Here is a 26,367-nt window from a genome sequence, read left to right on the forward strand (position 1 = left end):
ATGAAAGGATATTCGTATACTGTTGTCGATAACAACATGGCTAAATCAAAAGGTGTTGGCTACTATCTGTCACGCCTGTCTGTAGCCATAAGTATAGTTATTTTAACAATAAGTCTTCCGTTGACTGTATATTCTGGCTTTCTTACTTTAGGTGGAAGCCTGGCATTGGCGTGGTTTGTTGCTCTACTTGTTTTCGATGCCATGCTGATCACATATGTTGTACGCCAGGTAAAAAGTAAGGGAGTCAAAAAGGTCGTTGCAGGCATGAGAGTTTATGGATGCTTTAATCCATCGGCTAAAGAGGAACAATACATGCCGGCTCAGAAAACATATTTTGGTATAGACATGGACTCTGGTGTTGTTGGGATTGCTGCCCTTTATGTTGTACAGGCCTCTATTAAGCAAAAGAGAATTTTGTTTGAGGCTGAGACAATTGAGTCTTGGGAGTATACTGATAGTAAACTTGTCGTGAATCTTCGGAACCGACATGTACCTACTGTTGAAATAATCTTGCTCAATGCCGGCCTAGCATATCGCCAGCTGGAAATGTTAACCAGGATGCATGAGCAACATAAAAAATACAGGGGTGAAAAATATCTCCAGTGGCGAAAGACTATGCTTGATGAAGGTTGGATGCTACCACGAACGTATTGATGTTTACTTCCAAACCGCCTGAAAAGGCGGTTTTTTCATGTATACTCAGGTGGTTATAGTCGTATGCTGTGGGAGGAAGTAGTGAACAGAGTTACTGAGCGCCAGGAACAGAAGAGTAACCCGGAGTTCCAGAGAGAGTACCGGAACCGTATCCGGGAAACACACGACCAGTTAAACCTTTATCTCCCCAAAGATGCAAAAAGAATGTTGATAGAGATCACAAAAGTTAAAAAACTCACTCAGGCTGAAGTTATTGAATTTCTTGTAAAAAGTTATTATGACGGCTTAAAATTTGACGATTCTGAAGAGTGATCTTACTATGTAAAGGCGGGATCGCAGGTATTGCCCCGCTAAGAAACGCATGATATGTTAAGCGGCGTTTACATAACCTTACGGGGTTATTACAGAATTTAGCACGGGAAGAGCGGCCCGGAGATGTACCGCTTAGGAGTGGCAGGAGCCACAAAAAGTAAAACCCCCTGATCCTGACAGGTACTTTGGCCGGTCTCTTTCAGGAATCAGGGGGTGCAAACTGCCCACTGGCAGAAAGGATTATAGCAAATGCGTACCCTATTGCAATACAGCCCGGCCAATATGTGCAGGGGCTGGTGAATCAAAAGAATCCATACCTACAGCTTTCTGACATTGAGTCAGTAGAAGGTCTTTCGCCGGAGTTCATCTCCTGGCTTGAAAGCCAGTCCCCTAAAGAATCGCCCCTGCAGCTGCTTCTCGATGAAGGCACCAAGCCCGTGCGCAAAACCCGCCGTCGTCGCGGTACGCACTCAACGGCGTGTCTCTGCCCGGAACCCAGCTGGTACCGACCGGACAATTTCAAAAAGCTCCCTGGCCAGCTTGGCCATGCCTACAACCGCCTTGTTCGCCGCGATCGCAAAACCGGCGCGTTAAGTCTGCGTATGCGGATCAGCCGCCACCCGTACTTCGTGCAGCTGCGCGAGCAGGCTGGCCGGAAGCGCGACTTCCGCCCGGAGCGGGAGAAATTACTCGATGCGATTGTGCCGCTCCTGGTCAGCACCGTTGACCGGGCTACCCATATCGACACTATCAACCTCAGTAAAATGGCGTGGCAGCTCAGCGAAAAGGACAGCGAAGGGAACGTGATCCGGAAAGTGACGGTACCGCGGGTTTGCCGGCTGCTGCAGCACATGATGGAATTCGGGTTACTGGCGCTGCCTGAAGGCGTCACATGGGACCCGTTTAACCGCAAGTGGTTCCCCAAGCATGTCGTGCTGACGGAACGCCTCTGGAAGATGATCGGTGTTGATCTCGATAAGCTGTATGCGGAGCAGGCCGAACAGGTGGCCGCTGAAGCTGCAGGCTGGATAACCCGTGATGAACATGGCCAGGCGGAAGAAATCTCTGTTAAAGCCGCGCGCCGGCGCTGGTATGAAAAAATGATGCACGCCACGCTGGTTCGCCGGCGTGAAGCCGCCCTGAAGGGTAAGCGCGAGAAGAAGCTGAAAGCGCTGGCAGAACAGCCCTATGACGACCGGGCTTACGCCATGTCCGTTCATCTGATACGGACGCTGCCGAAAGACGAACTGCACGCGCTGTCGCCTGAGCAGTTTACCCAGCGAGTACGCAGCCACCTGTATCAGCTCGATCTGGGGCTGGAGAGGGAATCCGGTCCCCCTGATTATCACTGATTTTCTCCCCCTGTAATTCTCTTACCGCCGCCTGGCGGTTTTCGTGCTGGCCAGCCGGCGCGACCTGCTCAAATTTCCTCCAGTTTTAACGTGTGGCCATCGTGATTTTTTGACGTTCTGGCGCCGCCGGTGGATAACCGGCAGCGAAATCACCACTATCCACAGTTATCCGCAAAGGAGGAAATAAAGTCACCTGCAATCGTGGTCAAAACAAGCTGCAATACACTCTTAACTTCTTTAAAAAGATGTTTATTCAATAAAGAGATCACTGTTATTCAGGCTCAATTTTCTGTGGATTATGGGAATATGCCTGGCCTTTCAGCGCCGCTACGCGGCACGACGGCCAGAATGGTCGCTATGCTCCCAGGTTAGCACCCGGCAAATGCCGGGCAGGGTGGCCAGCAGAAACCTCCAGTGCGGATTCTTCTTTGCCCCACCGTGCTTTTCCCCGCCGAGCCAACGGCTCGGCAGAAAAAAGCATGATGGATGATGTAACTAAGAACACCCCCGTAAGACGGCAGGGCTGCGACACGCACCCCTGACGTCAACGCTACTACCCACGCGCCCGGTGTGCCGCAAACGTCACACCGCCCGCTCGCAGTAGCCTGGGGGTAATGTGGCCACAGCGTCACCTGCAAGGCAGTCTGGCAGGAAAATCGCCTGCCATATCGTGCAATGCCTTTCAGGCAATCAACGCCAGTGTCAGCTGTCAGTTTTAAAATTAACAGGGAAAAGAGGATCGATTTAGCCGCGGTTATCCACGTCAGCCGCTCGCAGGCGCGTTAAACAGAGTGAAGCCAGGGGAATGTTGCTCTTTTTGCAGTGAAGGCCACAGAGAGCGTTTTAGGCGCTTATTTGAGGAAATACGATTTCTGCCAGAAGGGAGGCACAAAAAAACCCGACTGGTGAGATCGGGTTTTCATGTTTTGCCCCGGATGGAGGCGGGAACACCTAAACAATTGACGGTTAAATATTACGCCATGAGTGCAGTAAATGCAAACCACCCTGAATAGGGTATACTACGCGGGTCAATCTGTTGACGTTCTTCTCCAGCCCCCGCTTACGCGGCGTGAACGGTTTAAAGCCCTGGTTGAAAAACAGGTGGTGCTGTTTCAATGCCCTGGCTGGAGTGGGAACATCTAAACAATTGACGTGAGGTAGCCGCTGTGACAGGCAATGTAAGGGCGATCAGCGGTGTTCCTGCTCTGTATGGAGCAAACGGATGATTAACTTGTTAATCGTCGTTCTGCGGGCAGTTGTTGCAGTGTCTAACGCTGTGATAGCGGTCCTGGAGCTGATCCGGCAGTATTTTGACTGACCGGAAACGTAACTAAAGGCGGGGGGACCACTCCCCGCCTTTTAGGGGTCTGACGCTCAGTGGAACGAAAACTCACGTTAAGCAACGTTTTCTGCCTCTGACGCCTCTTTTAATGGTCTCAGATGACCTTTGGTCACCAGTTCTGCCAGCGTGAAGGAATAATGGCCGAGCATATTGATATGTCCGTGGCAAAGCGGGGAGAGGCGTGCGATATCTTCATCATTCAGTGTTTCACCCTGCGCCCGGAGATGATCCAGAGCTGCCTGCATATAAATAGTGTTCCATAACACGACGGCGTTAGTGACCAGCCCCAGAGCTCCCAACTGATCTTCCTGACCGTCGGTATATCGTTTTCTTATCTCACCTTTTTGACCGTGACAGATGGCTCTGGCAACTGCATGACGGCTTTCTCCCCGATTAAGCTGGGTCAGAATGCGCCGGCGGTAATCTTCATCATCAATATAATTAAGCAGATACAGCGTTTTGTTGATGCGCCCCACTTCAATGATTGCCTGAGTCAGTCCGGAGGGACGTTCACTTTTCAGCAATGAACGGACCAGCACTGAGGCCTGTACTTTGCCCAGCTTCAGGGAGCCTGCGGTCCGGATCATTTCGTCCCACTGAAGGACTATTTTTCGGGGATCTGATTGCCCTCTGGCAATATCATTCAGCACGCCATAGTCGGCATCATGGTCCATTCGCCAGAAAACCGAAGCACCGGCATCAGCCAGGCGTGGAGAAAACTGGTATCCCAGCAGCCAGAAAAGGCCAAAGACAAGATCGCTGGCACCTGCCGTATCGGTCATAATTTCGGTTGGATTCAGCCCGGTCTCCTGTTCCAGAAGGCCTTCCAGCACAAAGATAGAGTCCCTCAGCGTCCCCGGTATAACGATGCCATGAAAGCCGGAATACTGATCGGACACAAAGTTGTACCAGGTGATCCCTCTGTTATTACCAAAGTATTTGCGGTTCGGTCCGGCATTGATTGTTCTGACTGGCGTAACAAAGCGCATTCCATCTGCAGATGCCACTTCTCCTCCACCCCATATCTGTGCCAGTGGCAGCGTTGCCTGAAAATCAACCAGTCTGGCATTAGCGCTGGTGATAGTTTCAGCCCGCAGATAGTTCGCTTTTGTCCAGTTCAGCCGGTGTCGGGTCAGTGCAGGAACATTTGATCTGATCAGTGGTTCCAGACCGATATTGCAGGCTTCAGCCATCAGCACGGCGCTGATGCTGACGGGCAGATCATCAACTCTGGCACTGGCTTCACTGGCATGGAAAAACTCATCAGCAAATCCGGTATGGGCGTTAATTTCGAGCAGCAACTCCGTTAAATCCACCGGAGGGAGCAGATCACTGATCATTTTGCTCAGTCGTTTCAGACTGTCCGGCTCATCAAGACTGGCGAGGGGAGAAATTGTCAACCGGGGCTTCGGGCCAGAAACATCGAGTTCGACAGCCTCATTTTCGCCAAGACGTGCAGCAACCTGTCTGTAACGACTATCAAGCTGATGGCCCAGAGATTTTATTGCTTCCTGCGGGTCTGTCGGGTGCCCCAAAGAACGATAAACCTTAATCCGATTTGCCTGCCAGTCAGCACCCTGTAGTAATCTTGCACGAGGATCTCCCCACCGGTTACTGCCGGTAACGTAGACATCCCTCCGTCTCAGACTATCCTGCAGTTTACTGAGAAAGCAGAGCGTGTATCCCCTTCGGGTGATATGTTTTTCCTTGTTAATCACCAGCCGTTTCCATGACTGACTGATGATTTCCGTTGGTGCGTCGTCAAAAAACTGCCGCCGTGAGCTGAACTCCCGGCTGAGGTAGTCACAGGCATTCAGAGTGGTAACCCCGGCAGGTGCGGATGAAAATTTAACGGTATTCAGCAGATGGGGCAGGAAACGACGAACGCGCCCGTACTGCTCCACCATTTCGTCATGAAAATTATCGTCTGAGGGCCGGGCAATTTCACGGACAAGCGTGATGATTTCAGCCAGCTTTTGCCTAGGGATGTAGCTGAACACCTCAGCACGAATCGATTCGTCCGGTGTTTCTTCTTTCAGCAAGTACGAACATGCGCTGGCGAGCGCCAATGCAGATTTATCCAGATCCTTCAGCGAGCGGAGCCGTTTTTTCTGCCCAATCTTTCTGGCGTCACGGATGATAACGGCCAGCATGGCGTCCAGAACGTCCAGTGCATCATCCAGCGCCAGCGTTTCCCATGCAAGGACAAAGGCAACCAGAACCGCCATCCTTTTCTGCGGTGACATCCTGGCAATATTGAACACCGAAGTCATACCAGCATAACGTGCGAGATTTTTCAGGCGCACAGCCGGGAGTGTACTCAGGTTTTCAGCATGCAGGCCAAAATCGTTCAGAGTTTTCCAGCGTTCAATTGCTTCATTAAACGCCGGACCACTGAGGGGTCGGTTCCGGCTGAGGGCGAAATGACACCCTAAGCTTTCGGTTCCTTGGGCCAAAGATATTCGCCAGTCAGTAGAATGTGCGCCCAGCCCAATGGGGATATGTGGGGAAGAAATTCAGGGGGAACATCCAACCCTTCGTTCCGCCGCTCCGTGACGGCATGACCAAGATGGACGGTATTCCAGTAAATGATCACCGCAGTCAATAAATTGAGCCCAGCGATTCGGTAGTGCTGCCCCTCTGTCGTGCGATCGCGAATTTCCCCCTGCCTCCCGATACGGAGCGCATTTTTGAGCGCATGGTGGGCCTCTCCCTTGTTAAGACCGATCTGAGCACGCCGCTGCATGTCCGTATCCAGGATCCACTCAATAATGAAAAGGGTCCGTTCAATACGACCAACTTCACGAAGCGCAACTGCAAGGTTGTTTTGTCGTGGGTAAGAAGCGAGCTTGCGCAGGAGTTGGCTGGGCCTGATTTTGCCAGCGGTCATCGTCGCGGCACAACGGAAAATATCAGGCCAGTTCGCAACGATAAGATCCTCCCGGGCTTTTCCACCTACCAACTTGCGTAACTCCCTGGGGGTCGTATCGGGATTAAATACGTACAACCGCTTCGATGGCAGATCCCTGATTCGCAGAACGAGATTGTAGCCGAGCAGGCTACTGGCTCCGAACAAATGGTCGGTGAATCCTGCTGTATCGGCATACTGTTCGCGAACATGGCGACCGACCTCGTTCATCAGTAGTCCATCGAGAATATACGGTGCCTCGCTCACGGTCGCCGGGATCGACTGACAAGCGAATGGCGCGAACTGGTCGCTTACGTGAGTATACGCTTTGAGGCCGGGAACAGAACCATATTTGGCATTGACCATGTTCATGGCTTCGCCATGCCGCGCTGTCGGGAAAAACTGACCATCGCTCGATGCTGACGTGCCCATCCCCCAGACGCGTGACATCGGCAGTTTACCCTGCGCGGCCACCACAATTGCCAATGCCTGGTTCATGGCTTCGCTTTCAACATGCCAGCGGGCAAGGCGTGAGAGCTGCCAGTAATCATGCGTGTTTGTAGCTTCCGCCATCTTACGCAGGCCCAGATTGAGCCCTTCAGCGAGCAGGACGTTGAGCAGACCGATCCGGTCGCGACATGGAGCCCCGGTTCTCAGATGGGTAAACGCATCTGTGAAACCAAGGGCTGCATCAACTTCAAGCAGCATGTCGGTAATCCGAACGGACGGCATTCGGCGATACAGATCCAGTATGAGTGCCTCGGCACCATCCGGCACGTCTGCTGTCAACCTGTCGATCCGCAACGTTCCATCTTCTATGCTACCGTGCGGAATAGTGCCGTTACGGGCAGCCCGGGCCAGCCGCTTAAGAGCGATCGTGAGTCGCGCCTTTCTGTCTGCCAGCCAATCCTGTGGGTTGGAAGGCACGGCCAGTTTTGCATTTTCCTGCGCCGCGATCATCGGCACCAGTACCTGCTTGAGGTCACCATAGCGGCGCGAATGAGCGAGCCAGACATCTCCGGAACGAAAAGCATCCCGGAGGTGAAAGAGTACCGCCACTTCCCAAAGACGGGTATCTCCTTTTTCCTGAGCTCGTAAATGACGGTTCCATTTGGAGCTGGGCCGCAGGAAACGCCTTTCTGGCGATGCAACACCTTTCATCTCTCCGATCGACAAAGCTGCTGCTACCAATGGTCCGGCGACCGGCGCGGCTTCGAGCTTCAGACAGCGCAACATGCGGGGCGCATAACGACGAAAGCGATGGTATCCCTGCCCGACATATGCAAGAGGCTCATCGGCTAGCGTGTTGCTGAGTTGAGTCCCTGTCGCTACCAGTTGAGCGAGCCGGTCCCATGCAACCGAACTGGCGACAGCCATCTCCAGCGGGGTTCCGTCACTGCGGGCCTCAAGCAACGAAGCTCCCAGCGCGGTGAAGGTACGGATCGTATCCGTGAGTGTGGCTTTAGAGCCGGAAATTGTTTCGTCATGCTGGCGCTTCGCTTCCCGCCAGGTTTTTCCTACGATCCTGTCATGGGTTTCGACTATGGCATCAGCAATCGCCGCTTCCCACTCCACAACACAGACGGCAAGGATCGCCCAGCGGCGGTCCGAAGTGATGTCACGCAAACCGTCGGTGAAGTAGCGTTCACCCTGCCGACGCAGCCGGGCAATGCGATGGGCAGGTATGCTGGCCAAAGCACTATGATTGATATTCAGGGTACGCAGAAATTCGAGCCTGTCGAGCAAACGGTTAGCAGCAGCCGAGTTGTTACCAACCTCGAAGTTGCGAAGCCAGATGAAACGACTGATATTGCCGGCGAGCATTTCACTCAGAAGTTTGTCCAGGTGATCGCGAACATCCGCTGTTAAATTTTCCGCAATCCGCGTTTCAATCCGCCGCTCAGCGGCGACCAGAGCATCCGCGCACAAGCGCTCGATTGTCGATACTGCGGGCAGAATGGTGGAAGTTTCCCGACACCGCACAATAAAACGATGAGCAAGATCCTCGTTTGATCTGGCATCTTCGGCCTGGCCGAAAGTCCACTCCCGCAGATCACGGGCACCACGGCCCGTGAAGGTCTTGTAGCCGTAAATTTCGCGCAGCGTGTCCATGTGCTGCTGACGGGTTTGGCGCCGTGTGGCATAAGTGAGAAGCGCATCAGCCGGAACTCCAAGCTGAGCACCGACGAAGGAAAGGACTTCACGCGGGATCATCTCACCAGGAGCCAGTGCACGGCCCGGATATCGTAAGGCACAAAGTTGCAGGGCAAAGCCAATCCTGTTTTCCGGTCTGCGGCGCTGCCTAATGTTTTCCAGGTCATCATCGCCCAGCGTGTAGAACTTCAGTAGCGACAGTTCGTCCGTGGGCAGATCGAACAGCGCTGCTCGCTGCCGTTCGGTGAAAATATGGCGTCGTGACATACAAATTCGTCCCTTTTGAAGTATAGTCTGTTTTGGACAACAGCCAGCCCATATAAATCAGGGCGTTCCGATACAAAAATCCAGGAGGGTTCAATTGGGACATCGTGCCGCCATTTACTGCCGGGTTTCAACAGCGGATCAGTCTTGTGAACGCCAGGAATTTGATCTGCGAGCCTTCGCCGGCCGTGCCGGCTACGACGTGGTGGGAATATTTAAGGAAACAGGTTCAGGAACTAAACTCGACCGGGCCGAGCGAAAGAAAGTCCTGGCGCTTGCCCAGTCCAGACAAATTGATGCAATCCTGGTCACTGAGCTTTCCCGGTGGGGGCGCTCGACGCTCGATCTGCTCAATACGCTACGTGAACTGGAGAACTGGAAGGTTTCCGTGATAGCCATGAATGGAATGGCGTTCGATCTTTCGTCGCCGTATGGACGAATGCTGGCGACGTTTCTTTCCGGCATTGCGGAGTTTGAGCGGGATCTCATCAGCGAGCGGGTCAAGTCAGGCCTTGCTGTTGCGAAGGCACGTGGTAAGAGGCTTGGTCGTCAGGCCGGAGTGCGACCAAAATCAGACCGACTTTTGCCTAAGGTGGTTGCGATGAGGGCCGAGGGACGCAGCTATCGCTGGATCGCACGCGAGCTCGGTATCAGCAAGAATACCGTCGCTGACATCGTGCAACGACACAGAGCTAACGCTTAGGGTGTCATTTCGCCCTCAGCCGGAACCGACCCCATGACGACCCGCCAAAGGCTACCGCATCTATCTGAGGCGCTGTGGCGCGACGCTGAAACCCCGGGGAATTCCGCTACTCCAGTTCCAGGTCCGCAATAGTTCGTCCAGGTCGGGTGGCGTACGCCGGAAACGCCGATTTTTCCGCAACCGTTTCTGCGTTGTCGGCAAGGTGGTCTCAGAGAGCGCTCAAGAAGCGGTTTTTCTCGTATGTTTAGCTACGGTGGCCTAGGAGCCTGCGCGGCAGAAGCCAAATCGGCGGAAGATCGAGGACGATACGGGGATGGCTGCCAGTTACCTTCCTTACCGACCCGACCAATCCTATCTGCTGCCCCCTTCTCTGGGAGAGTGGCTACCTGAAGGGCATCTTGCCTACTTCATCAGCGAGACTGTCGATACGCTGGACTTGAGCGCATTCCACGCCCGGTATGCCGGCGGTGGTCCGGGCAATCAGCCGTTTCATCCGGCGATGATGGTCAAAGTGCTGATCTATGGTTACGCGAGCGGCGTCTTCTCTTCGCGCAAACTAGCCAGGAAGCTGTACGAGGATGTCGCGTTGCGTGTGCTGGCCGCTGGAAACTTCCCGGCCCACCGCACGCTGAGTGACTTCCGTGCCCTACACCTGACCGAGCTTGAGAATTTGTTCGTTCAGGTGGTGCAACTGGCGCGCGAATGTGGGCTGGTGAAGCTTGGCACGATCGCGGTCGACGGCACCAAGGTAAAAGCCAACGCCAGCCGCCACAAGGCGATGAGCTATAAGCGCATGAAGCCGGCCGAGGACGAATTGCATTGCGAGATCAAGGCGCTGCTTGATCGCGCCAAGGCTACCGACGACCAGGAGCGTAACGAGCCGGAGCTGGACATTCCTGCCGAGATTTCTCGCCGCGAGAAGCGCCTGGAGGCGATCCAGGCGGCAAAGGCGCGCCTGGAAGCGCGCCAGCGTGAAGCGGACCAGGCCCGGGGGCGCAGCGAAGACGATGGCCGCCGGCCTCGCCATCCGGATGGCTCGGACAAGGGCGGTGGCTCGTACAAACGCGAGTTTGGTGTGCCGGATGACCGTGATCAGGAAAGCTTCACCGATCCGGACAGCCGGATCATGAAACACGCCGGTGGTGGCTCCGAGCAGAGCTACAACGGGTACACAGCGGTCGATGCCGAGCACCAGATCATCGTGGCGGCGGAGTTGACCAACTGCGCCGCGGACAGTCAGGCGCTGCTGGGCATGCTGGCAGCAGTTCAGGCCAACACCGGAGAAATGCCGGCCCAGACGCTGGCGGATGCGGGATTCCGTAGTGAGGCTGTTCTGGCAAAGGTCGCCGATCACCACGGCGATGTCATCGTTGCCCTCGGCCGCGAGGGACGTGAAGATGCCAAGGTCAATGCCAAGACCCATCCGCATACGGCGGCGATTGCGGCGAAATTGAAAACGGAGCAAGGCGATGCAGCTTACCGCCGGCGCAAGTCGATCGTGGAGGCTCCGAATGGTTGGATCAAGGCGGTGATGGGATTGCGTCAGTTCAGCATGAGGGGCCTGGACAAGGTGCAAGCCGAGTGGAAGCTCGTCTGCATGGCGCTAAATCTGAGGCGAATGGCGTATCTGTGAGGGCGAAGGTTAAATGGGGCGGCTCAAATGCACCCCAGTCGTCATAACACGCCGCGCGCCGCAAGATTGGTATCCTTGGCGCCGACGCCTTGCCAATTGCAGAGAGCGCCGCCGCCATCGTCAGTGCTCTACAGAAAACCGGTCACACGGCTCTGCCGCGCAGACTCCTAGCCTAAATGTGACAGTGGTTGGTAATCCATGCCGCCCGCAAGGGCGGCGGTGGTGGGCCAATAGATGATTTTCAGAGCCTTACTGCCCGTTGACGCCCAATCCCTCGAGCGCGAGTCTAGCCGCAGCGGCGATGACGGCCTCGCTGTGCTTGTCATCCTTGTTAGGCGCCCGGGTGTAGACGGCCAACACAATAGGTGCGCGCCCAGTGGGCCAGACGACGGCATAGTCATTTGCCGTGCCATACACTCCGCAGGTTCCGGTTTTGTCTCCGACTGCCCAGTCTGCCGGCACCGCCGCGCGGATGCGGTGGTTGCCGGTCGTGTTTCCCTTTAGCCAATCAACAAACTGCTGCCGCTGCGGCGCAGCCAGTGCAGAGCCCAGTGTCAGTTTTTGTAAGCTTTCCGTCACGGCGCGCGGCGATGAGGTATCGCGCGCATCGCCTGGGATGGCGGAGTTCAGCTCCAGCTCCCAGCGGTCCAGACGGAACGTGGTATCGCCGATAGAGCGCATGAAGGCCGTCAGCCCGGCCGGGCCGCCCAACTCCTTCAGCAACAAATTGGCGGCGGCGTTATCACTGTATTGCACGGCGGCCGCGGACAGCTCCGCCACCGTCATGCCTGTTGTCAGATATTTTTCCGAGATGGGTGACCACGGAACCAGCGCATTTTTGCCGTAACGGATGGGTGTGTCCAGCAAGCCGGCCTGCTGCTGGCTGCGAGCCAGCACAGCGGCAGCAAGAAAGCCCTTGAATGAGCTGCACAGTGGGAAGCGCTCCTCAGCGCGGTAACTTACAGTTGCGCCTGAGCCGGTATCCATCGCGTACACACCGATGGAGCCGCCAAAGTCCTGTTCGAGTTTAGCGAATGGTTCCGCGACGAGGTTGGTCAGCGCGGTGGCAGAAAAGCCAGCCAGCGGCCATGAGAGACAAGACAGCAGAACTAGACGGCGATACAGTGACATCAACGATATTCCTTGTTTGAAGGTGGAGCTAGGTGTAGCGGCCGGATGTAATCAGGCCGCTACAGCTGGGATTATCACCGAGCGGCAAGCCGCTCCCTCTCCAGAGGCTGTAACGGCTGTAACTGCCCCGGATGGGCACACATCGGGTTGGTAAGTCCCTGGCACCACAACGTCCAGCGCTATTGAAAAACGAATCAGGTCGGCGTTCATGGGTCGGCCACCTCGCCTGACCTCGGCATCCACGTTACGGACGGCCTCAGGAAGTCCTGGCCAAGCCCCGACTATTGGGGCGCGAAGATAGCACCGAGGGTACGCCGGTGTCAACACCAACTGAAAACTGACCCACTTTACCCCTGAATCACCAAAGTAATACTGACCCACCTGGATCATTCGGGTTTGGAATTTTTCCTGACCACTCCCGCCTTCCTCTTGTCCTTCAAGCGGTAGCTTTCGCCGCTCAGGGTCAGGATATGGCACTGTTGCAAAGTTAGCGATGAGGCAGCCTTTTGTCTTATTCAAAGGCCTTACATTTCAAAAACTCTGCTTACCAGGCGCATTTCGCCCAGGGGATCACCATAATAAAATGCTGAGGCCTGGCCTTTGCGTAGTGCACGCATCACCTCAATACCTTTGATGGTGGCGTAAGCCGTCTTCATGGATTTAAATCCCAGCGTGGCGCCGATTATCCGTTTCAGTTTGCCATGATCGCATTCAATCACGTTGTTCCGGTACTTAATCTGTCGGTGTTCAACGTCAGACGGGCACCGGCCTTCGCGTTTGAGCAGAGCAAGCGCGCGACCATAGGCGGGCGCTTTATCCGTGTTGATGAATCGCGGGATCTGCCACTTCTTCACGTTGTTGAGGATTTTACCCAGAAACCGGTATGCAGCTTTGCTGTTACGACGGGAGGAGAGATAAAAATCGACAGTGCGGCCCCGGCTGTCGACGGCCCGGTACAGATACGCCCAGCGGCCATTGACCTTCACGTAGGTTTCATCCATGTGCCACGGGCAAAGATCGGAAGGGTTACGCCAGTACCAGCGCAGCCGTTTTTCCATTTCAGGCGCATAACGCTGAACCCAGCGGTAAATCGTGGAGTGATCGACATTCACTCCGCGTTCAGCCAGCATCTCCTGCAGCTCACGGTAACTGATGCCGTATTTGCAGTACCAGCGTACGGCCCACAGAATGATGTCACGCTGAAAATGCCGGCCTTTGAATGGGTTCATGTGCAGCTCCATCAGCAAAAGGGGATGATAAGTTTATCACCACCGACTATTTGCAACAGTGCCAACGCCGGGTTATTCTTATTTGTCGCTTCTTTACTCGCCTTTATCGGCCTTCACTCAAGGATGTATTGTGGTTATGCGTTATATTCGCCTGTGTATTATCTCCCTGTTAGCCACCCTGCCGCTGGCGGTACACGCCAGCCCGCAGCCGCTTGAGCAAATTAAACAAAGCGAAAGCCAGCTGTCGGGCCGCGTAGGCATGATAGAAATGGATCTGGCCAGCGGCCGCACGCTGACCGCCTGGCGCGCCGATGAACGCTTTCCCATGATGAGCACCTTTAAAGTAGTGCTCTGCGGCGCAGTGCTGGCGCGGGTGGATGCCGGTGACGAACAGCTGGAGCGAAAGATCCACTATCGCCAGCAGGATCTGGTGGACTACTCGCCGGTCAGCGAAAAACACCTTGCCGACGGCATGACGGTCGGCGAACTCTGCGCCGCCGCCATTACCATGAGCGATAACAGCGCCGCCAATCTGCTGCTGGCCACCGTCGGCGGCCCCGCAGGATTGACTGCCTTTTTGCGCCAGATCGGCGACAACGTCACCCGCCTTGACCGCTGGGAAACGGAACTGAATGAGGCGCTTCCCGGCGACGCCCGCGACACCACTACCCCGGCCAGCATGGCCGCGACCCTGCGCAAGCTGCTGACCAGCCAGCGTCTGAGCGCCCGTTCGCAACGGCAGCTGCTGCAGTGGATGGTGGACGATCGGGTCGCCGGACCGTTGATCCGCTCCGTGCTGCCGGCGGGCTGGTTTATCGCCGATAAGACCGGAGCTAGCAAGCGGGGTGCGCGCGGGATTGTCGCCCTGCTTGGCCCGAATAACAAAGCAGAGCGCATTGTGGTGATTTATCTGCGGGATACGCCGGCGAGCATGGCCGAGCGAAATCAGCAAATCGCCGGGATCGGCGCGGCGCTGATCGAGCACTGGCAACGCTAACCCGGCGGTGGCCGCGCGCGTTATCCGGCCCGCAGCACCTCGCAGGCGTGCCGGGCGATATGACTGGCGGCGGCATCGGAAAGATGCCGGTCGGTAATGATGGTGGTGAACCGGGTCAAAGGTAACGCCATAAACGTGGCCACCTGATTGTATTTCGAACTGTCGCACAGCAGGATGCTTCTCGCGCTGACCTGGCTGACGGTCTCCTTGACGGTAACCTTGTTCTCATCAGGGGTGAATATCCCGCGACTGTCCCAGCCGCTGGCGGAGATAAAGGCCGTATCGATAGCCAGGTGGCGTAACGTACGCGCCGCCGATTCGCCCACGCAGGAGCGGTTCTCCCGGCACAGAGTGCCGCCGGTGTGGATCACGCCGCACTGGCTGGCATCGATCAGCAGCTGGGTTATCTCAAAATCATTGGTGACCACCTGGAGATCGTTCCGGTCGAGGATCGCCCGCGCCAGCGCCAGGGTGGTAGTCCCGGCATCCAGATAGATGCAACTGTTTTTAGCGATATGACTCGCCGCCAGCGCGCCGATCGCCTGTTTCTCCTCACTCTGCAGCGTGCTTTTCACCAGATGACTGGGTTCCGCGGCCAGCCGGCTGACGGCGCGTACGCCGCCCGAGACGCTGACCAGCAGCCCCTGCTCCTCCAGTTTACTGACGTCCCGACGGATGGTCATATGGGACACGCCGAGGATCTCCGTCAGCTCGTTAATGCTTACCGCCCCACGCTGCTCCACCAGGGCTAAAATACGCTGATGTCGTTCTATTGGAATCACCGCTCTCCCCTTACCATTTTTTCACACCAGGCGTCACCACCCAGGCTACGGCCCTGGCGACACCCGGTGTTGTTATCGCGCTTTGCCGCTGTTTTTTACGCTATTTTAGGGCAAGAATCGCCGCTGTGCAGCCTCTTTGGGGGAACCGCAGAATTCGGAAAAAATCGTACGCTAAGCTAACGGTGTTCTCGTGACAGCTCTTTGACTAGGCTTTCTAAGGCCATTCTGATAGCCCTGACTTCCTGAAAAGCCATGGCTAAAATTTGTGCGGCTAAAAGGGATAACCGATGGTAAAGTAAGTTATCCCTGTCGAGATACTGAAAAGCGTTATCCTCGTTTTTCCCAAAACTGTTTTGCCAGTTCGCTCAGAGCGCTAGTTAACTGAGCGACAGATTTCGCACTTTGCAAATTATTCTGCCCGGTCTGTACATTGGTATCAGCAGCATCGCGTATATTGATAATACTGCGGTTTATGTCTTCACTTACTGCTCCCTGCTGCTCGACCGCAGTCGCTATTTGCGCGTTCATGTCGGTAATTTCGTTAACGCGTTGGCCAATTCCATCAAGAGCTGTAGCTGCTTCCTCTGCGTGAGCTACACTCGTGTGCGCTTGCCGACTACTTTGCTCCATGACTGTAACAGCGGATTGCGCTCGCTCTTGTAGAGCGCTGATCATGCTTTGAATATCCGTTGTCGATTGCTGTGTGCGAGCAGCAAGACTGCGAACCTCATCGGCGACAACAGCAAAACCACGCCCCTGCTCACCAGCACGCGCGGCCTCAATTGCTGCGTTGAGTGCCAACAAATTCGTTTGCTCGGCGATCCCTCGTATAACGTCAAGAACTTTTGATATCTCGTTACTTTGACCTTCAAGCTCATGAATAACCTGAGTGGCTTGCCTAATTTCACCTTCAAGGGCAGTGATTGACTGGCTTGTGTGGGCTACCAGACGCTGGCCAGATGCCGTCTCAGTGTCTGCTCTTCCGGCCGCATCTGCAGCATGCTGTGCATTGCTCGCAACCTCTTGAATGCTTGCCACCATTTGGTTTACTGCCGTTGCTATTTGATCTGTCTCTGCCTGCTGCTCAACTGTAAGTACATTGCTTGACTCAATATCCTTTAGTAGGCCTCGGGTGTGTTCGCTAAGCCGATTTGATGCATCACCTATGCGACCTACTATGGCGCCTGTTTCAGCTTGCATCATTCGTAAAGCAAACTCTATTTGGCCAAACTCATCGGTGCGCCCAGTGTAGAGGGATTGACTTAATGGGTTATTGGAAATATTCCTGGCTCTTTCAACCAGTCTTCCAAGAGGAGAGAGAATAGCCAAAACACTAACAGAGCTTAAGCTTCCTGACATTAAAGTGGCTAACAATAAGCTGCTTATTGATGTATCAGTAAGCATGCCGGCAGCCATTGCGCTTGATATAATACTACCCCATATGAGCAAGAGTATTTTCACGGAAAAGCTAGCAGCCAATTTCGGCCTCGCGGCCTTCCCGCTTCTCAATTGAGCATATAATTTTTCCGCAGCCAAAACCTGCTCAGGTTCAGGCTTGGTCCTTACAGACTGGTATTCAACAATCGAACCATTCTTAGCCCTAGATTCTACGTCAGTACTTCAAAAAGCATAATCAAAGCCTTGATAAATATGCATTCCTTCGAAATTCAGCTTTCACCCATTGGGTGAAAGAAAAGTGCTCAAAAATATGTTAAATTATCAGCTTTTATGACTCGATATATGGTAAAATAATAGTAAGAAAAGTAGTAAAAAGGGGTTCTAATTATGATTAATAAAATTGATTTCAAAGCTAAGAATCTAACATCAAATGCAGGTCTTTTTCTGCTCCTTGAGAATGCAAAAAGCAATGGGATTTTTGATTTTATTGAAAATGACCTCGTATTTGATAATGACTCAACAAATAAAATCAAGATGAATCATATAAAGACCATGCTCTGCGGTCACTTCATTGGCATTGATAAGTTAGAACGTCTAAAGCTACTTCAAAATGATCCCCTCGTCAACGAGTTTGATATTTCCGTAAAAGAACCTGAAACAGTGTCACGGTTTCTAGGAAACTTCAACTTCAAGACAACCCAAATGTTTAGAGACATTAATTTTAAAGTCTTTAAAAAACTGCTCACTAAAAGTAAATTGACATCCATTACGATTGATATTGATAGTAGTGTAATTAACGTAGAAGGTCATCAAGAAGGTGCGTCAAAAGGATATAATCCTAAGAAACTGGGAAACCGATGCTACAATATCCAATTTGCATTTTGCGACGAATTAAAAGCATATGTTACCGGATTTGTAAGAAGTGGCAATACTTACACTGCAAACGGTGCTGCGGAAATGATCAAAGAAATTGTTGCTAACATCAAATCAGACGATTTAGAAATTTTATTTCGAATGGATAGTGGCTACTTTGATGAAAAAATTATCGAAACGATAGAATCTCTTGGATGCAAATATTTAATTAAAGCCAAAAGTTATTCTACACTCACCTCACAAGCAACGAATTCATCAATTGTATTCGTTAAAGGAGAAGAAGGTAGAGAAACTACAGAACTGTATACAAAATTAGTTAAATGGGAAAAAGACAGAAGATTTGTCGTATCTCGCGTACTGAAACCAGAAAAAGAAAGAGCACAATTATCACTTTTAGAAGGTTCCGAATACGACTACTTTTTCTTTGTAACAAATACTACCTTGCTTTCTGAAAAAGTAGTTATATACTATGAAAAGCGTGGTAATGCTGAAAACTATATCAAAGAAGCCAAATACGACATGGCGGTGGGTCATCTCTTGCTAAAGTCATTTTGGGCGAATGAAGCCGTGTTTCAAATGATGATGCTTTCATATAACCTATTTTTGTTGTTCAAGTTTGATTCCTTGGACTCTTCAGAATACAGACAGCAAATAAAGACCTTTCGTTTGAAGTATGTATTTCTTGCAGCAAAAATAATCAAAACCGCAAGATATGTAATCATGAAGTTGTCGGAAAACTATCCGTACAAGGGAGTGTATGAAAAATGTCTGGTATAATAAGAATATCATCAATAAAATTGAGTGTTGCTCTGTGGATAACTTGCAGAGTTTATTAAGTATCATTGCAGCAAAGATGAAATCAATGATTTATCAAAAATGATTGAAAGGTGGTTGTAAATAATGTTACAATGTGTGAGAAGCAGTCTAAATTCTTCGTGAAATAGTGATTTTTGAAGCTAATAAAAAACACACGTGGAATTTAGGTATTTGTATTGAGGATGTCAGTAAACGGGATGACATGGCTGAAGTTGAGATTATAAATAAGACATGGCTTCATGATTCGGGAGTGGTTATTCGTTGTTCTCGCGAAAATGAATTGGTTAGATATTCATCAAATTCCTGTCCAGAATGCAGCATTAGATGGCATGTCGTTGATGCGGTAGGTCAGGATATTCGTCCACTGGAGAAAACGTTTCACAATGCTTGCCAGGAGTCGTACTGGTTAAAAGTAAATCGTCAAACGCATCTCCCGGTGTAAACGCTGAACTAACCAATCACAGCGATGCCAAGCCGCTCCATGAGCAACGATGCCTGGTAGCTGTCTAACTTAACGCCTTGTAAATCAACACCCCGAATATCTAAGTCACCTAACTCCGAATTGGTCAGATCGCAATGTGTGAAGTTTGCTGCTCGCCAGTCGAAAGTCGAAAACTCGCCGCCGGAGAGATCTGAACCACTGAACGTCGCACCCAGTACCTGAGTCCCCATCCAGCGGTTTTCCCACAGCTCACACTTTTCCAACACGACTTTCGAAAAATTGGCGTAGCTTAGATTAGTATTAGTGATATATGCGCTGCAAAACCAGGTGCGCGTGGTGATCATATTCATAAAGCTTGCACCGCGGAAATCTGCGCCTTGTGCGCGGCAGTGGCGAATTTCAATGCCCAAGGCACTGACGTTGCGGAAATCTGCCATTGATAAATCACAGCTTTTGAAAATGGCATCTTTCAGCATTGCGCGACTAAAATTGCACCCTTTCTGACTTTCGCGATCATAGAACTGGCAGCCGATAAATTCAGTGCCGCTCAGGTCGGCACCTGAAAAATCGCAGTTAAAAAATGTACTATTTTCAACTTTCTCACCGGTGAAGCGATTTCTGTCAATTTTTTCGCCAACTAATGCCAGAGTCATATCTATGCCTGTGTTTTTATACAGTAATGACGCCATGGTAAACCTTATGACGTTATGCGTCAAACCCGCCAGTATGACACCTGCAAATGCGTATTAGATCTGGTGTTTCTTCAGCAAGGCACGTAGCTGATGATAAGTCAGACCCAGTAATTCAGCGGCTTTTTTCTGGTTAAATTTAGCCTGCTGTAAGCTGGTTTGTAGAAAGTCTTTCTCTTGCTGCTGCTGGAATTCACGCAGATCCAGCGTTAGCTATTGGCGTTACATAAGCACTTACCCAATAGTGGTCGCCATTTTTACAGCGATTTTTTACTAGCCCCATCCATGAGCGGCCAGATTTTAATGTACTCCACATATGCTCAAATGCAGCAGGCGGCATATCTGGGTGTCTTACGATGTTGTGAGGCTGGCCTAATAGTTCTTCCTCAGTGAAACCACTGATTTTAATGAAGTCAGGATTAACGTACGTGATATGGCTTTGAGGGGAGGTAGTCGAAAGAATATTGGCATCTTTTGGGAGTTCTAAGTTTCGACCCGTCACTGGTAAATTCTGGCGCATAAGAACCTCAAGGGTTGGCTGTTTTATTTTATTGTTTTCGGCATTAAGCCCAATTTCTGGCACTGTTGCAAATAGTCGGTGGTGATAAACTTATCATCCCCTTTTGCTGATGGAGCTGCACATGAACCCATTCAAAGGCCGGCATTTTCAGCGTGACATCATTCTGTGGGCCGTACGCTGGTACTGCAAATACGGCATCAGTTACCGTGAGCTGCAGGAGATGCTGGCTGAACGCGGAGTGAATGTCGATCACTCCACGATTTACCGCTGGGTTCAGCGTTATGCGCCTGAAATGGAAAAACGGCTGCGCTGGTACTGGCGTAACCCTTCCGATCTTTGCCCGTGGCACATGGATGAAACCTACGTGAAGGTCAATGGCCGCTGGGCGTATCTGTACCGGGCCGTCGACAGCCGGGGCCGCACTGTCGATTTTTATCTCTCCTCCCGTCGTAACAGCAAAGCTGCATACCGGTTTCTGGGTAAAATCCTCAACAACGTGAAGAAGTGGCAGATCCCGCGATTCATCAACACGGATAAAGCGCCCGCCTATGGTCGCGCGCTTGCTCTGCTCAAACGCGAAGGCCGGTGCCCGTCTGACGTTGAACACCGACAGATTAAGTACCGGAACAACGTGATTGAATGCGATCATGGCAAACTGAAACGGATAATCGGCGCCACGCTGGGATTTAAATCCATGAAGACGGCTTACGCCACCATCAAAGGTATTGAGGTGATGCGTGCACTACGCAAAGGCCAGGCCTCAGCATTTTATTATGGTGATCCCCTGGGCGAAATGCGCCTGGTAAGCAGAGTTTTTGAAATGTAAGGCCTTTGAATAAGACAAAAGGCTGCCTCATCGCTAACTTTGCAACAGTGCCATTGTGATCACCCCGGCTTTTCCCGATAAATTCTTTATCCGCTTCATCAAGATGAAAATAACGCGCCAGCTGAAGTTCATCGGGTTCGCCAGTGAACCTGCCATAACTCTCAACCTGCTCAGTGGTCAAAAAATCAACGGGCATATCGGCCTCCCTGCCTGACGGCTTTTTTAACACAACTGCAACCGTTCGAAATATTATAAATTATCAGACATAGTAAAACGGCTTCGTTTGAGTGTCCATTAAATCGTCATTTTGGCATAATAGACACATCGTGTCTGATATTCGATTTAAGGTACATTTTTATGCGAATTTTTGGTTATGCGCGGGTCTCAACCAGCCAGCAGTCCCTCGATATTCAGATCAGAGCGCTCAAAGATGCAGGGGTAAAAGCTAACCGCATCTTTACCGACAAGGCATCCGGCAGTTCAACAGATCGGGAAGGGCTGGATTTGCTGAGGATGAAGGTGGAGGAAGGTGATGTCATTCTGGTGAAGAAGCTCGACCGTCTTGGCCGCGACACCGCCGACATGATCCAACTGATAAAAGAGTTTGATGCTCAGGGTGTAGCGGTTCGGTTTATTGACGACGGGATCAGTACCGACGGTGATATGGGGCAAATGGTGGTCACCATCCTGTCGGCTGTGGCACAGGCTGAACGCCGGAGGATCCTAGAGCGCACGAATGAGGGCCGACAGGAAGCAAAGCTGAAAGGAATCAAATTTGGCCGCAGGCGTACCGTGGACAGGAACGTCGTGCTGACGCTTCATCAGAAGGGCACTGGTGCAACGGAAATTGCTCATCAGCTCAGTATTGCCCGCTCCACGGTTTATAAAATTCTTGAAGACGAAAGGGCCTCGTGATACGCCTATTTTTATAGGTTAATGTCATGATAATAATGGTTTCTTAGACGTCAGGTGGCACTTTTCGGGGAAATGTGCGCGGAACCCCTATTTGTTTATTTTTCTAAATACATTCAAATATGTATCCGCTCATGAGACAATAACCCTGATAAATGCTTCAATAATATTGAAAAAGGAAGAGTATGAGTATTCAACATTTCCAAACAAAGTTAGGCATCACAAAGTACAGCATCGTGACCAACAGCAACGATTCCGTCACACTGCGCCTCATGACTGAGCATGACCTTGCGATGCTCTATGAGTGGCTAAATCGATCTCATATCGTCGAGTGGTGGGGCGGAGAAGAAGCACGCCCGACACTTGCTGACGTACAGGAACAGTACTTGCCAAGCGTTTTAGCGCAAGAGTCCGTCACTCCATACATTGCAATGCTGAATGGAGAGCCGATTGGGTATGCCCAGTCGTACGTTGCTCTTGGAAGCGGGGACGGATGGTGGGAAGAAGAAACCGATCCAGGAGTACGCGGAATAGACCAGTCACTGGCGAATGCATCACAACTGGGCAAAGGCTTGGGAACCAAGCTGGTTCGAGCTCTGGTTGAGTTGCTGTTCAATGATCCCGAGGTCACCAAGATCCAAACGGACCCGTCGCCGAGCAACTTGCGAGCGATCCGATGCTACGAGAAAGCGGGGTTTGAGAGGCAAGGTACCGTAACCACCCCAGATGGTCCAGCCGTGTACATGGTTCAAACACGCCAGGCATTCGAGCGAACACGCAGTGTTGCCTAACCCTTCCATCGAGGGGGACGTCCAAGGGCTGGCGCCCTTGGCCGCCCCTCATGTCAAACGTTAAACATCATGAGGGAAGCGGTGATCGCCGAAGTATCGACTCAACTATCAGAGGTAGTTGGCGTCATCGAGCGCCATCTCGAACCGACGTTGCTGGCCGTACATTTGTACGGCTCCGCAGTGGATGGCGGCCTGAAGCCACACAGTGATATTGATTTGCTGGTTACGGTGACCGTAAGGCTTGATGAAACAACGCGGCGAGCTTTGATCAACGACCTTTTGGAAACTTCGGCTTCCCCTGGAGAGAGCGAGATTCTCCGCGCTGTAGAAGTCACCATTGTTGTGCACGACGACATCATTCCGTGGCGTTATCCAGCTAAGCGCGAACTGCAATTTGGAGAATGGCAGCGCAATGACATTCTTGCAGGTATCTTCGAGCCAGCCACGATCGACATTGATCTGGCTATCTTGCTGACAAAAGCAAGAGAACATAGCGTTGCCTTGGTAGGTCCAGCGGCGGAGGAACTCTTTGATCCGGTTCCTGAACAGGATCTATTTGAGGCGCTAAATGAAACCTTAACGCTATGGAACTCGCCGCCCGACTGGGCTGGCGATGAGCGAAATGTAGTGCTTACGTTGTCCCGCATTTGGTACAGCGCAGTAACCGGCAAAATCGCGCCGAAGGATGTCGCTGCCGACTGGGCAATGGAGCGCCTGCCGGCCCAGTATCAGCCCGTCATACTTGAAGCTAGGCAGGCTTATCTTGGACAAGAAGATCGCTTGGCCTCGCGCGCAGATCAGTTGGAAGAATTTGTTCACTACGTGAAAGGCGAGATCACCAAGGTAGTCGGCAAATAATGTCTAAAACAAAGTTATGCACCTATTAAGCGCACAGCGGAGCAATGAAGGATACCTTGATGAAAAAAATTTTGCTGCTGCATATGTTGGTGTTCGTTTCCGCCACTCTCCCAATCAGTTCCGTGGCTTCTGATGAGGTTGAAACGCTTAAATGCACCATCATCGCAGACGCCATTACCGGAAATACCTTATATGAGACCGGAGAATGTGCCCGTCGTGTGTCTCCGTGCTCGTCTTTTAAACTTCCATTGGCAATCATGGGGTTTGATAGTGGAATCTTGCAGTCGCCAAAATCACCTACGTGGGAATTGAAGCCGGAATACAACCCGTCTCCGAGAGATCGCACATACAAACAAGTCTATCCGGCGCTATGGCAAAGCGACTCTGTTGTCTGGTTCTCGCAGCAATTAACAAGCCGTCTGGGAGTTGATCGGTTCACGGAATACGTAAAGAAATTTGAGTACGGTAATCAAGATGTTTCCGGTGACTCGGGGAAGCATAACGGCTTGACCCAGTCATGGCTGATGTCGTCGCTCACCATATCTCCCAAGGAGCAAATTCAGTTTCTTCTACGCTTTGTCGCGCATAAGCTGCCTGTATCCGAAGCGGCTTATGACATGGCGTATGCCACAATCCCGCAGTACCAGGCAGCCGAAGGATGGGCTGTACATGGAAAAAGCGGCAGCGGCTGGCTTCGGGACAATAACGGCAAGATAAATGAAAGTCGTCCGCAGGGCTGGTTCGTGGGCTGGGCTGAAAAAAACGGACGGCAAGTTGTTTTCGCCCGATTGGAAATAGGAAAGGAAAAGTCCGATATTCCCGGCGGGTCTAAAGCACGAGAGGATATTCTCGTGGAATTACCCGTGTTGATGGGTAACAAATGATATGTGGCGTCATCGAGAGCAGATGCATAACCCTGCGCTCGAGCGGACCTCGCGCATAAAGCCGCGCGAGTCCGCTCACCTTGAACGTTAGATGCACTAAGCACATAATTGCTCACAGCCAAACTATCAGGTCAAGTCTGCTTTTATTATTTTTAAGCGTGCATAATAAGCCCTACACAAATTGGGAGATATATCATGAAAAGAGTTTGATGCTCAGGGTGTAGCGGTTCGGTTTATTGACGACGGGATCAGTACCGACGGTGATATGGGGCAAATGGTGGTCACCATCCTGTCGGCTGTGGCACAGGCTGAACGCCGGAGGATCCTAGAGCGCACGAATGAGGGCCGACAGGAAGCAAAGCTGAAAGGAATCAAATTTGGCCGCAGGCGTACCGTGGACAGGAACGTCGTGCTGACGCTTCATCAGAAGGGCACTGGTGCAACGGAAATTGCTCATCAGCTCAGTATTGCCCGCTCCACGGTTTATAAAATTCTTGAAGACGAAAGGGCCTCGTGATACGCCTATTTTTATAGGTTAATGTCATGATAATAATGGTTTCTTAGACGTCAGGTGGCACTTTTCGGGGAAATGTGCGCGGAACCCCTATTTGTTTATTTTTCTAAATACATTCAAATATGTATCCGCTCATGAGACAATAACCCTGATAAATGCTTCAATAATATTGAAAAAGGAAGAGTATGAGTATTCAACATTTCCGTGTCGCCCTTATTCCCTTTTTTGCGGCATTTTGCCTTCCTGTTTTTGCTCACCCAGAAACGCTGGTGAAAGTAAAAGATGCTGAAGATCAGTTGGGTGCACGAGTGGGTTACATCGAACTGGATCTCAACAGCGGTAAGATCCTTGAGAGTTTTCGCCCCGAAGAACGTTTTCCAATGATGAGCACTTTTAAAGTTCTGCTATGTGGCGCGGTATTATCCCGTGTTGACGCCGGGCAAGAGCAACTCGGTCGCCGCATACACTATTCTCAGAATGACTTGGTTGAGTACTCACCAGTCACAGAAAAGCATCTTACGGATGGCATGACAGTAAGAGAATTATGCAGTGCTGCCATAACCATGAGTGATAACACTGCGGCCAACTTACTTCTGACAACGATCGGAGGACCGAAGGAGCTAACCGCTTTTTTGCACAACATGGGGGATCATGTAACTCGCCTTGATCGTTGGGAACCGGAGCTGAATGAAGCCATACCAAACGACGAGCGTGACACCACGATGCCTGCAGCAATGGCAACAACGTTGCGCAAACTATTAACTGGCGAACTACTTACTCTAGCTTCCCGGCAACAATTAATAGACTGGATGGAGGCGGATAAAGTTGCAGGACCACTTCTGCGCTCGGCCCTTCCGGCTGGCTGGTTTATTGCTGATAAATCTGGAGCCGGTGAGCGTGGGTCTCGCGGTATCATTGCAGCACTGGGGCCAGATGGTAAGCCCTCCCGTATCGTAGTTATCTACACGACGGGGAGTCAGGCAACTATGGATGAACGAAATAGACAGATCGCTGAGATAGGTGCCTCACTGATTAAGCATTGGTAACTGTCAGACCAAGTTTACTCATATATACTTTAGATTGATTTAAAACTTCATTTTTAATTTAAAAGGATCTAGGTGAAGATCCTTTTTGATAATCTCATGACCAAAATCCCTTAACGTGAGTTTTCGTTCCACTGAGCGTCAGACCCCTAGACAAGAAAGTCCGTTAAGTGCCAATTTTCGATTAAAAAGACACCGTTTTGATGGCGTTTTCCAATGTACATTATGTTTCGATATATCAGACAGTTACTTCACTAACGTACGTTTTCGTTCTATTGGCCTTCAGACCCCTAAAAGCAGACTTGACCTGATAGTTTGGCTGTGAGCAATTATGTGCTTA

At 51.6% G+C, this 26,367-nt stretch carries 21 protein-coding genes and 6 pseudogenes; 16 read left to right on the forward strand and 11 right to left on the reverse strand.

Annotated elements, in window-relative coordinates; all coding sequences use genetic code 11:
* From C3F38_RS25890 to dqlB, 5 genes are all read left to right on the forward strand, one after another.
* Positions 1 to 654 (forward strand): hypothetical protein, encoded by a 654-nt coding sequence (locus C3F38_RS25890; protein WP_040119745.1) that lies wholly within the window; start codon positions 1 to 3, stop codon positions 652 to 654.
* A gap of 81 nt (positions 655 to 735) precedes the next feature.
* Entirely contained in the window at positions 736 to 966 is a 231-nt protein-coding gene (gene repC / locus C3F38_RS25895; RefSeq protein ID WP_011091085.1) for an IncL/M type plasmid replication protein RepC, read from the forward strand.
* Between the two features lie 249 nt (positions 967 to 1,215).
* Positions 1,216 to 1,266, forward strand: coding sequence for an IncL/M-type plasmid replication leader peptide RepB (repB, locus tag C3F38_RS26935; protein ID WP_031942489.1), 51 nt, complete (start codon positions 1,216 to 1,218; stop codon positions 1,264 to 1,266).
* Positions 1,263 to 2,318, forward strand: coding sequence for a plasmid replication initiator RepA (gene repA, locus C3F38_RS25900; RefSeq protein ID WP_015060006.1), 1,056 nt, complete (start codon positions 1,263 to 1,265; stop codon positions 2,316 to 2,318). The genes repB and repA overlap by 4 nt, the downstream gene beginning before the upstream one ends.
* Before the next feature lie 1,222 nt (positions 2,319 to 3,540).
* Positions 3,541 to 3,636, forward strand: a complete 96-nt coding sequence (gene dqlB / locus C3F38_RS26790; RefSeq protein ID WP_004206884.1) for a DinQ-like type I toxin DqlB — start codon at positions 3,541 to 3,543, stop codon at positions 3,634 to 3,636.
* A 110-nt stretch (positions 3,637 to 3,746) separates the two neighbouring features.
* Here the strand turns inward: dqlB and C3F38_RS25905 are convergent.
* A pseudogene (locus tag C3F38_RS25905) lies at positions 3,747 to 6,059 on the reverse strand (Tn3-like element Tn3 family transposase); the annotation flags it as partial.
* A 32-nt stretch (positions 6,060 to 6,091) separates the two neighbouring features.
* The gene (locus tag C3F38_RS25910) at positions 6,092 to 8,989 is read right to left on the reverse strand and encodes a Tn3-like element Tn5403 family transposase (protein ID WP_001553819.1); all 2,898 of its coding nucleotides are present in this window, start codon (positions 8,987 to 8,989) and stop codon (positions 6,092 to 6,094) included.
* 94 nt (positions 8,990 to 9,083) lie between these two features.
* On the opposite strand from C3F38_RS25910, the gene C3F38_RS25915 reads away from it, so the two are divergent.
* Together C3F38_RS25915 and C3F38_RS25920 are read left to right on the forward strand one after the other, a co-directional pair.
* Positions 9,084 to 9,689, forward strand: a complete 606-nt coding sequence (locus tag C3F38_RS25915) for a recombinase family protein (RefSeq protein WP_000509966.1) — start codon at positions 9,084 to 9,086, stop codon at positions 9,687 to 9,689.
* A 313-nt stretch (positions 9,690 to 10,002) separates the two neighbouring features.
* A complete protein-coding gene (locus tag C3F38_RS25920; protein ID WP_004152397.1) occupies positions 10,003 to 11,322 on the forward strand; it encodes an IS1182-like element ISKpn6 family transposase in 1,320 nt (439 codons plus the stop codon).
* A gap of 249 nt (positions 11,323 to 11,571) precedes the next feature.
* Here the strand turns inward: C3F38_RS25920 and C3F38_RS25925 are convergent, their stop codons facing one another.
* The 3 genes and pseudogenes from C3F38_RS25925 to C3F38_RS25940 all read right to left on the reverse strand — a co-directional run bounded on the left by C3F38_RS25925 (position 11,572) and on the right by C3F38_RS25940 (position 13,682).
* Entirely contained in the window at positions 11,572 to 12,453 is an 882-nt protein-coding gene (locus tag C3F38_RS25925; RefSeq protein ID WP_004199234.1) for a carbapenem-hydrolyzing class A beta-lactamase KPC-2, read from the reverse strand.
* A gap of 386 nt (positions 12,454 to 12,839) precedes the next feature.
* Positions 12,840 to 12,938: pseudogene (locus C3F38_RS25935) on the reverse strand (AAA family ATPase); the annotation flags it as partial.
* A gap of 39 nt (positions 12,939 to 12,977) precedes the next feature.
* On the reverse strand, positions 12,978 to 13,682 hold the full coding sequence (locus C3F38_RS25940) for an IS6-like element IS26 family transposase (protein WP_001067855.1): 705 nt from the start codon (positions 13,680 to 13,682) through the stop codon (positions 12,978 to 12,980).
* 136 nt (positions 13,683 to 13,818) lie between these two features.
* On the opposite strand from C3F38_RS25940, the gene C3F38_RS25950 reads away from it, so the two are divergent.
* Complete coding sequence (locus C3F38_RS25950) at positions 13,819 to 14,679, forward strand: extended-spectrum class A beta-lactamase SHV-12 (RefSeq protein ID WP_002904004.1); 861 nt, start codon at positions 13,819 to 13,821, stop codon at positions 14,677 to 14,679.
* A 20-nt stretch (positions 14,680 to 14,699) separates the two neighbouring features.
* Here the strand turns inward: C3F38_RS25950 and C3F38_RS25955 are convergent, their stop codons facing one another.
* Together C3F38_RS25955 and C3F38_RS25960 are read right to left on the reverse strand one after the other, a co-directional pair.
* Positions 14,700 to 15,461: a DeoR/GlpR family DNA-binding transcription regulator gene (locus tag C3F38_RS25955; RefSeq protein WP_002210513.1), complete on the reverse strand. Its 762-nt coding sequence runs from the start codon at positions 15,459 to 15,461 to the stop codon at positions 14,700 to 14,702.
* Between the two features lie 327 nt (positions 15,462 to 15,788).
* Positions 15,789 to 16,865, reverse strand: a complete 1,077-nt coding sequence (locus C3F38_RS25960) for a methyl-accepting chemotaxis protein (RefSeq protein ID WP_072146639.1) — start codon at positions 16,863 to 16,865, stop codon at positions 15,789 to 15,791.
* 381 nt (positions 16,866 to 17,246) lie between these two features.
* On the opposite strand from C3F38_RS25960, the gene C3F38_RS25965 reads away from it, so the two are divergent.
* The gene (locus tag C3F38_RS25965) at positions 17,247 to 18,509 is read left to right on the forward strand and encodes an IS1380-like element ISEcp1 family transposase (RefSeq protein ID WP_000608644.1); all 1,263 of its coding nucleotides are present in this window, start codon (positions 17,247 to 17,249) and stop codon (positions 18,507 to 18,509) included.
* A 489-nt stretch (positions 18,510 to 18,998) separates the two neighbouring features.
* Here the strand turns inward: C3F38_RS25965 and C3F38_RS25975 are convergent, their stop codons facing one another.
* From C3F38_RS25975 to C3F38_RS25985, 3 genes and pseudogenes are all read right to left on the reverse strand, one after another.
* A complete protein-coding gene (locus C3F38_RS25975; protein ID WP_012954666.1) occupies positions 18,999 to 19,643 on the reverse strand; it encodes a quinolone resistance pentapeptide repeat protein QnrB19 in 645 nt (214 codons plus the stop codon).
* A gap of 93 nt (positions 19,644 to 19,736) precedes the next feature.
* Positions 19,737 to 19,892 (reverse strand): annotated as a pseudogene (locus C3F38_RS25980) (helix-turn-helix domain-containing protein); the annotation flags it as partial.
* Positions 19,879 to 20,199: pseudogene (locus C3F38_RS25985) on the reverse strand (PAS domain-containing protein); the annotation flags it as partial. The pseudogenes C3F38_RS25980 and C3F38_RS25985, both read right to left, overlap by 14 nt.
* Positions 20,200 to 20,320: 121 nt before the next feature.
* Here C3F38_RS25985 and C3F38_RS25990 point away from each other — a divergent pair.
* Positions 20,321 to 21,025, forward strand: coding sequence for an IS6-like element IS26 family transposase (locus C3F38_RS25990; protein WP_001067855.1), 705 nt, complete (start codon positions 20,321 to 20,323; stop codon positions 21,023 to 21,025).
* A 52-nt stretch (positions 21,026 to 21,077) separates the two neighbouring features.
* On the opposite strand, the pseudogene C3F38_RS26940 reads toward C3F38_RS25990, so the two are convergent.
* Positions 21,078 to 21,221 (reverse strand): annotated as a pseudogene (locus C3F38_RS26940) (DUF4158 domain-containing protein); the annotation flags it as partial.
* Positions 21,222 to 21,382: 161 nt separating this feature from the next.
* On the opposite strand from C3F38_RS26940, the gene C3F38_RS26000 reads away from it, so the two are divergent.
* From C3F38_RS26000 to C3F38_RS26025, 6 genes and pseudogenes are all read left to right on the forward strand, one after another.
* Positions 21,383 to 21,940, forward strand: coding sequence for a recombinase family protein (locus C3F38_RS26000; RefSeq protein ID WP_001217881.1), 558 nt, complete (start codon positions 21,383 to 21,385; stop codon positions 21,938 to 21,940).
* A 233-nt stretch (positions 21,941 to 22,173) separates the two neighbouring features.
* Entirely contained in the window at positions 22,174 to 22,728 is a 555-nt protein-coding gene (locus tag C3F38_RS26005) for an aminoglycoside N-acetyltransferase AAC(6')-Ib' (protein WP_014454105.1), read from the forward strand.
* A 69-nt stretch (positions 22,729 to 22,797) separates the two neighbouring features.
* Positions 22,798 to 23,586, forward strand: coding sequence for an ANT(3'')-Ia family aminoglycoside nucleotidyltransferase AadA1 (gene aadA1 / locus C3F38_RS26010; RefSeq protein ID WP_001206315.1), 789 nt, complete (start codon positions 22,798 to 22,800; stop codon positions 23,584 to 23,586).
* A 59-nt stretch (positions 23,587 to 23,645) separates the two neighbouring features.
* Positions 23,646 to 24,470: an oxacillin-hydrolyzing class D beta-lactamase OXA-9 gene (locus C3F38_RS26015; protein WP_000722315.1), complete on the forward strand. Its 825-nt coding sequence runs from the start codon at positions 23,646 to 23,648 to the stop codon at positions 24,468 to 24,470.
* A gap of 199 nt (positions 24,471 to 24,669) precedes the next feature.
* Positions 24,670 to 24,987, forward strand: a pseudogene (locus tag C3F38_RS26020) (recombinase family protein); the annotation flags it as partial.
* Positions 24,988 to 25,169: 182 nt separating this feature from the next.
* On the forward strand, positions 25,170 to 26,030 hold the full coding sequence (locus C3F38_RS26025; RefSeq protein WP_000027057.1) for a broad-spectrum class A beta-lactamase TEM-1: 861 nt from the start codon (positions 25,170 to 25,172) through the stop codon (positions 26,028 to 26,030).
* Positions 26,031 to 26,367 lie beyond the last annotated feature (337 nt).

This window comes from Serratia sp. SSNIH1, from assembly GCF_002935055.1.
GTDB lineage: Bacteria > Pseudomonadota > Gammaproteobacteria > Enterobacterales > Enterobacteriaceae > Serratia > Serratia nevei.

Coding starts and splice junctions, on each gene's coding strand:
- C3F38_RS25965 (WP_000608644.1), top strand. CDS start 17,247: ATGATTAATAAAATTGATTTCAAAGCTAAGAATCTAACATCAAATGCA.
- dqlB (WP_004206884.1), top strand. CDS start 3,541: ATGATTAACTTGTTAATCGTCGTTCTGCGGGCAGTTGTTGCAGTGTCT.
- aadA1 (WP_001206315.1), top strand. CDS start 22,798: ATGAGGGAAGCGGTGATCGCCGAAGTATCGACTCAACTATCAGAGGTA.
- C3F38_RS25910 (WP_001553819.1), bottom strand. CDS start 8,989: ATGTCACGACGCCATATTTTCACCGAACGGCAGCGAGCAGCGCTGTTC.
- C3F38_RS26015 (WP_000722315.1), top strand. CDS start 23,646: ATGAAAAAAATTTTGCTGCTGCATATGTTGGTGTTCGTTTCCGCCACT.
- C3F38_RS25925 (WP_004199234.1), bottom strand. CDS start 12,453: ATGTCACTGTATCGCCGTCTAGTTCTGCTGTCTTGTCTCTCATGGCCG.
- C3F38_RS25990 (WP_001067855.1), top strand. CDS start 20,321: ATGAACCCATTCAAAGGCCGGCATTTTCAGCGTGACATCATTCTGTGG.
- C3F38_RS25890 (WP_040119745.1), top strand. CDS start 1: ATGAAAGGATATTCGTATACTGTTGTCGATAACAACATGGCTAAATCA.
- C3F38_RS25920 (WP_004152397.1), top strand. CDS start 10,003: ATGGCTGCCAGTTACCTTCCTTACCGACCCGACCAATCCTATCTGCTG.
- C3F38_RS25950 (WP_002904004.1), top strand. CDS start 13,819: ATGCGTTATATTCGCCTGTGTATTATCTCCCTGTTAGCCACCCTGCCG.
- C3F38_RS25960 (WP_072146639.1), bottom strand. CDS start 16,865: ATGCTTACTGATACATCAATAAGCAGCTTATTGTTAGCCACTTTAATG.
- C3F38_RS25975 (WP_012954666.1), bottom strand. CDS start 19,643: ATGACTCTGGCATTAGTTGGCGAAAAAATTGACAGAAATCGCTTCACC.
- C3F38_RS25940 (WP_001067855.1), bottom strand. CDS start 13,682: ATGAACCCATTCAAAGGCCGGCATTTTCAGCGTGACATCATTCTGTGG.
- C3F38_RS26025 (WP_000027057.1), top strand. CDS start 25,170: ATGAGTATTCAACATTTCCGTGTCGCCCTTATTCCCTTTTTTGCGGCA.
- C3F38_RS26000 (WP_001217881.1), top strand. CDS start 21,383: ATGCGAATTTTTGGTTATGCGCGGGTCTCAACCAGCCAGCAGTCCCTC.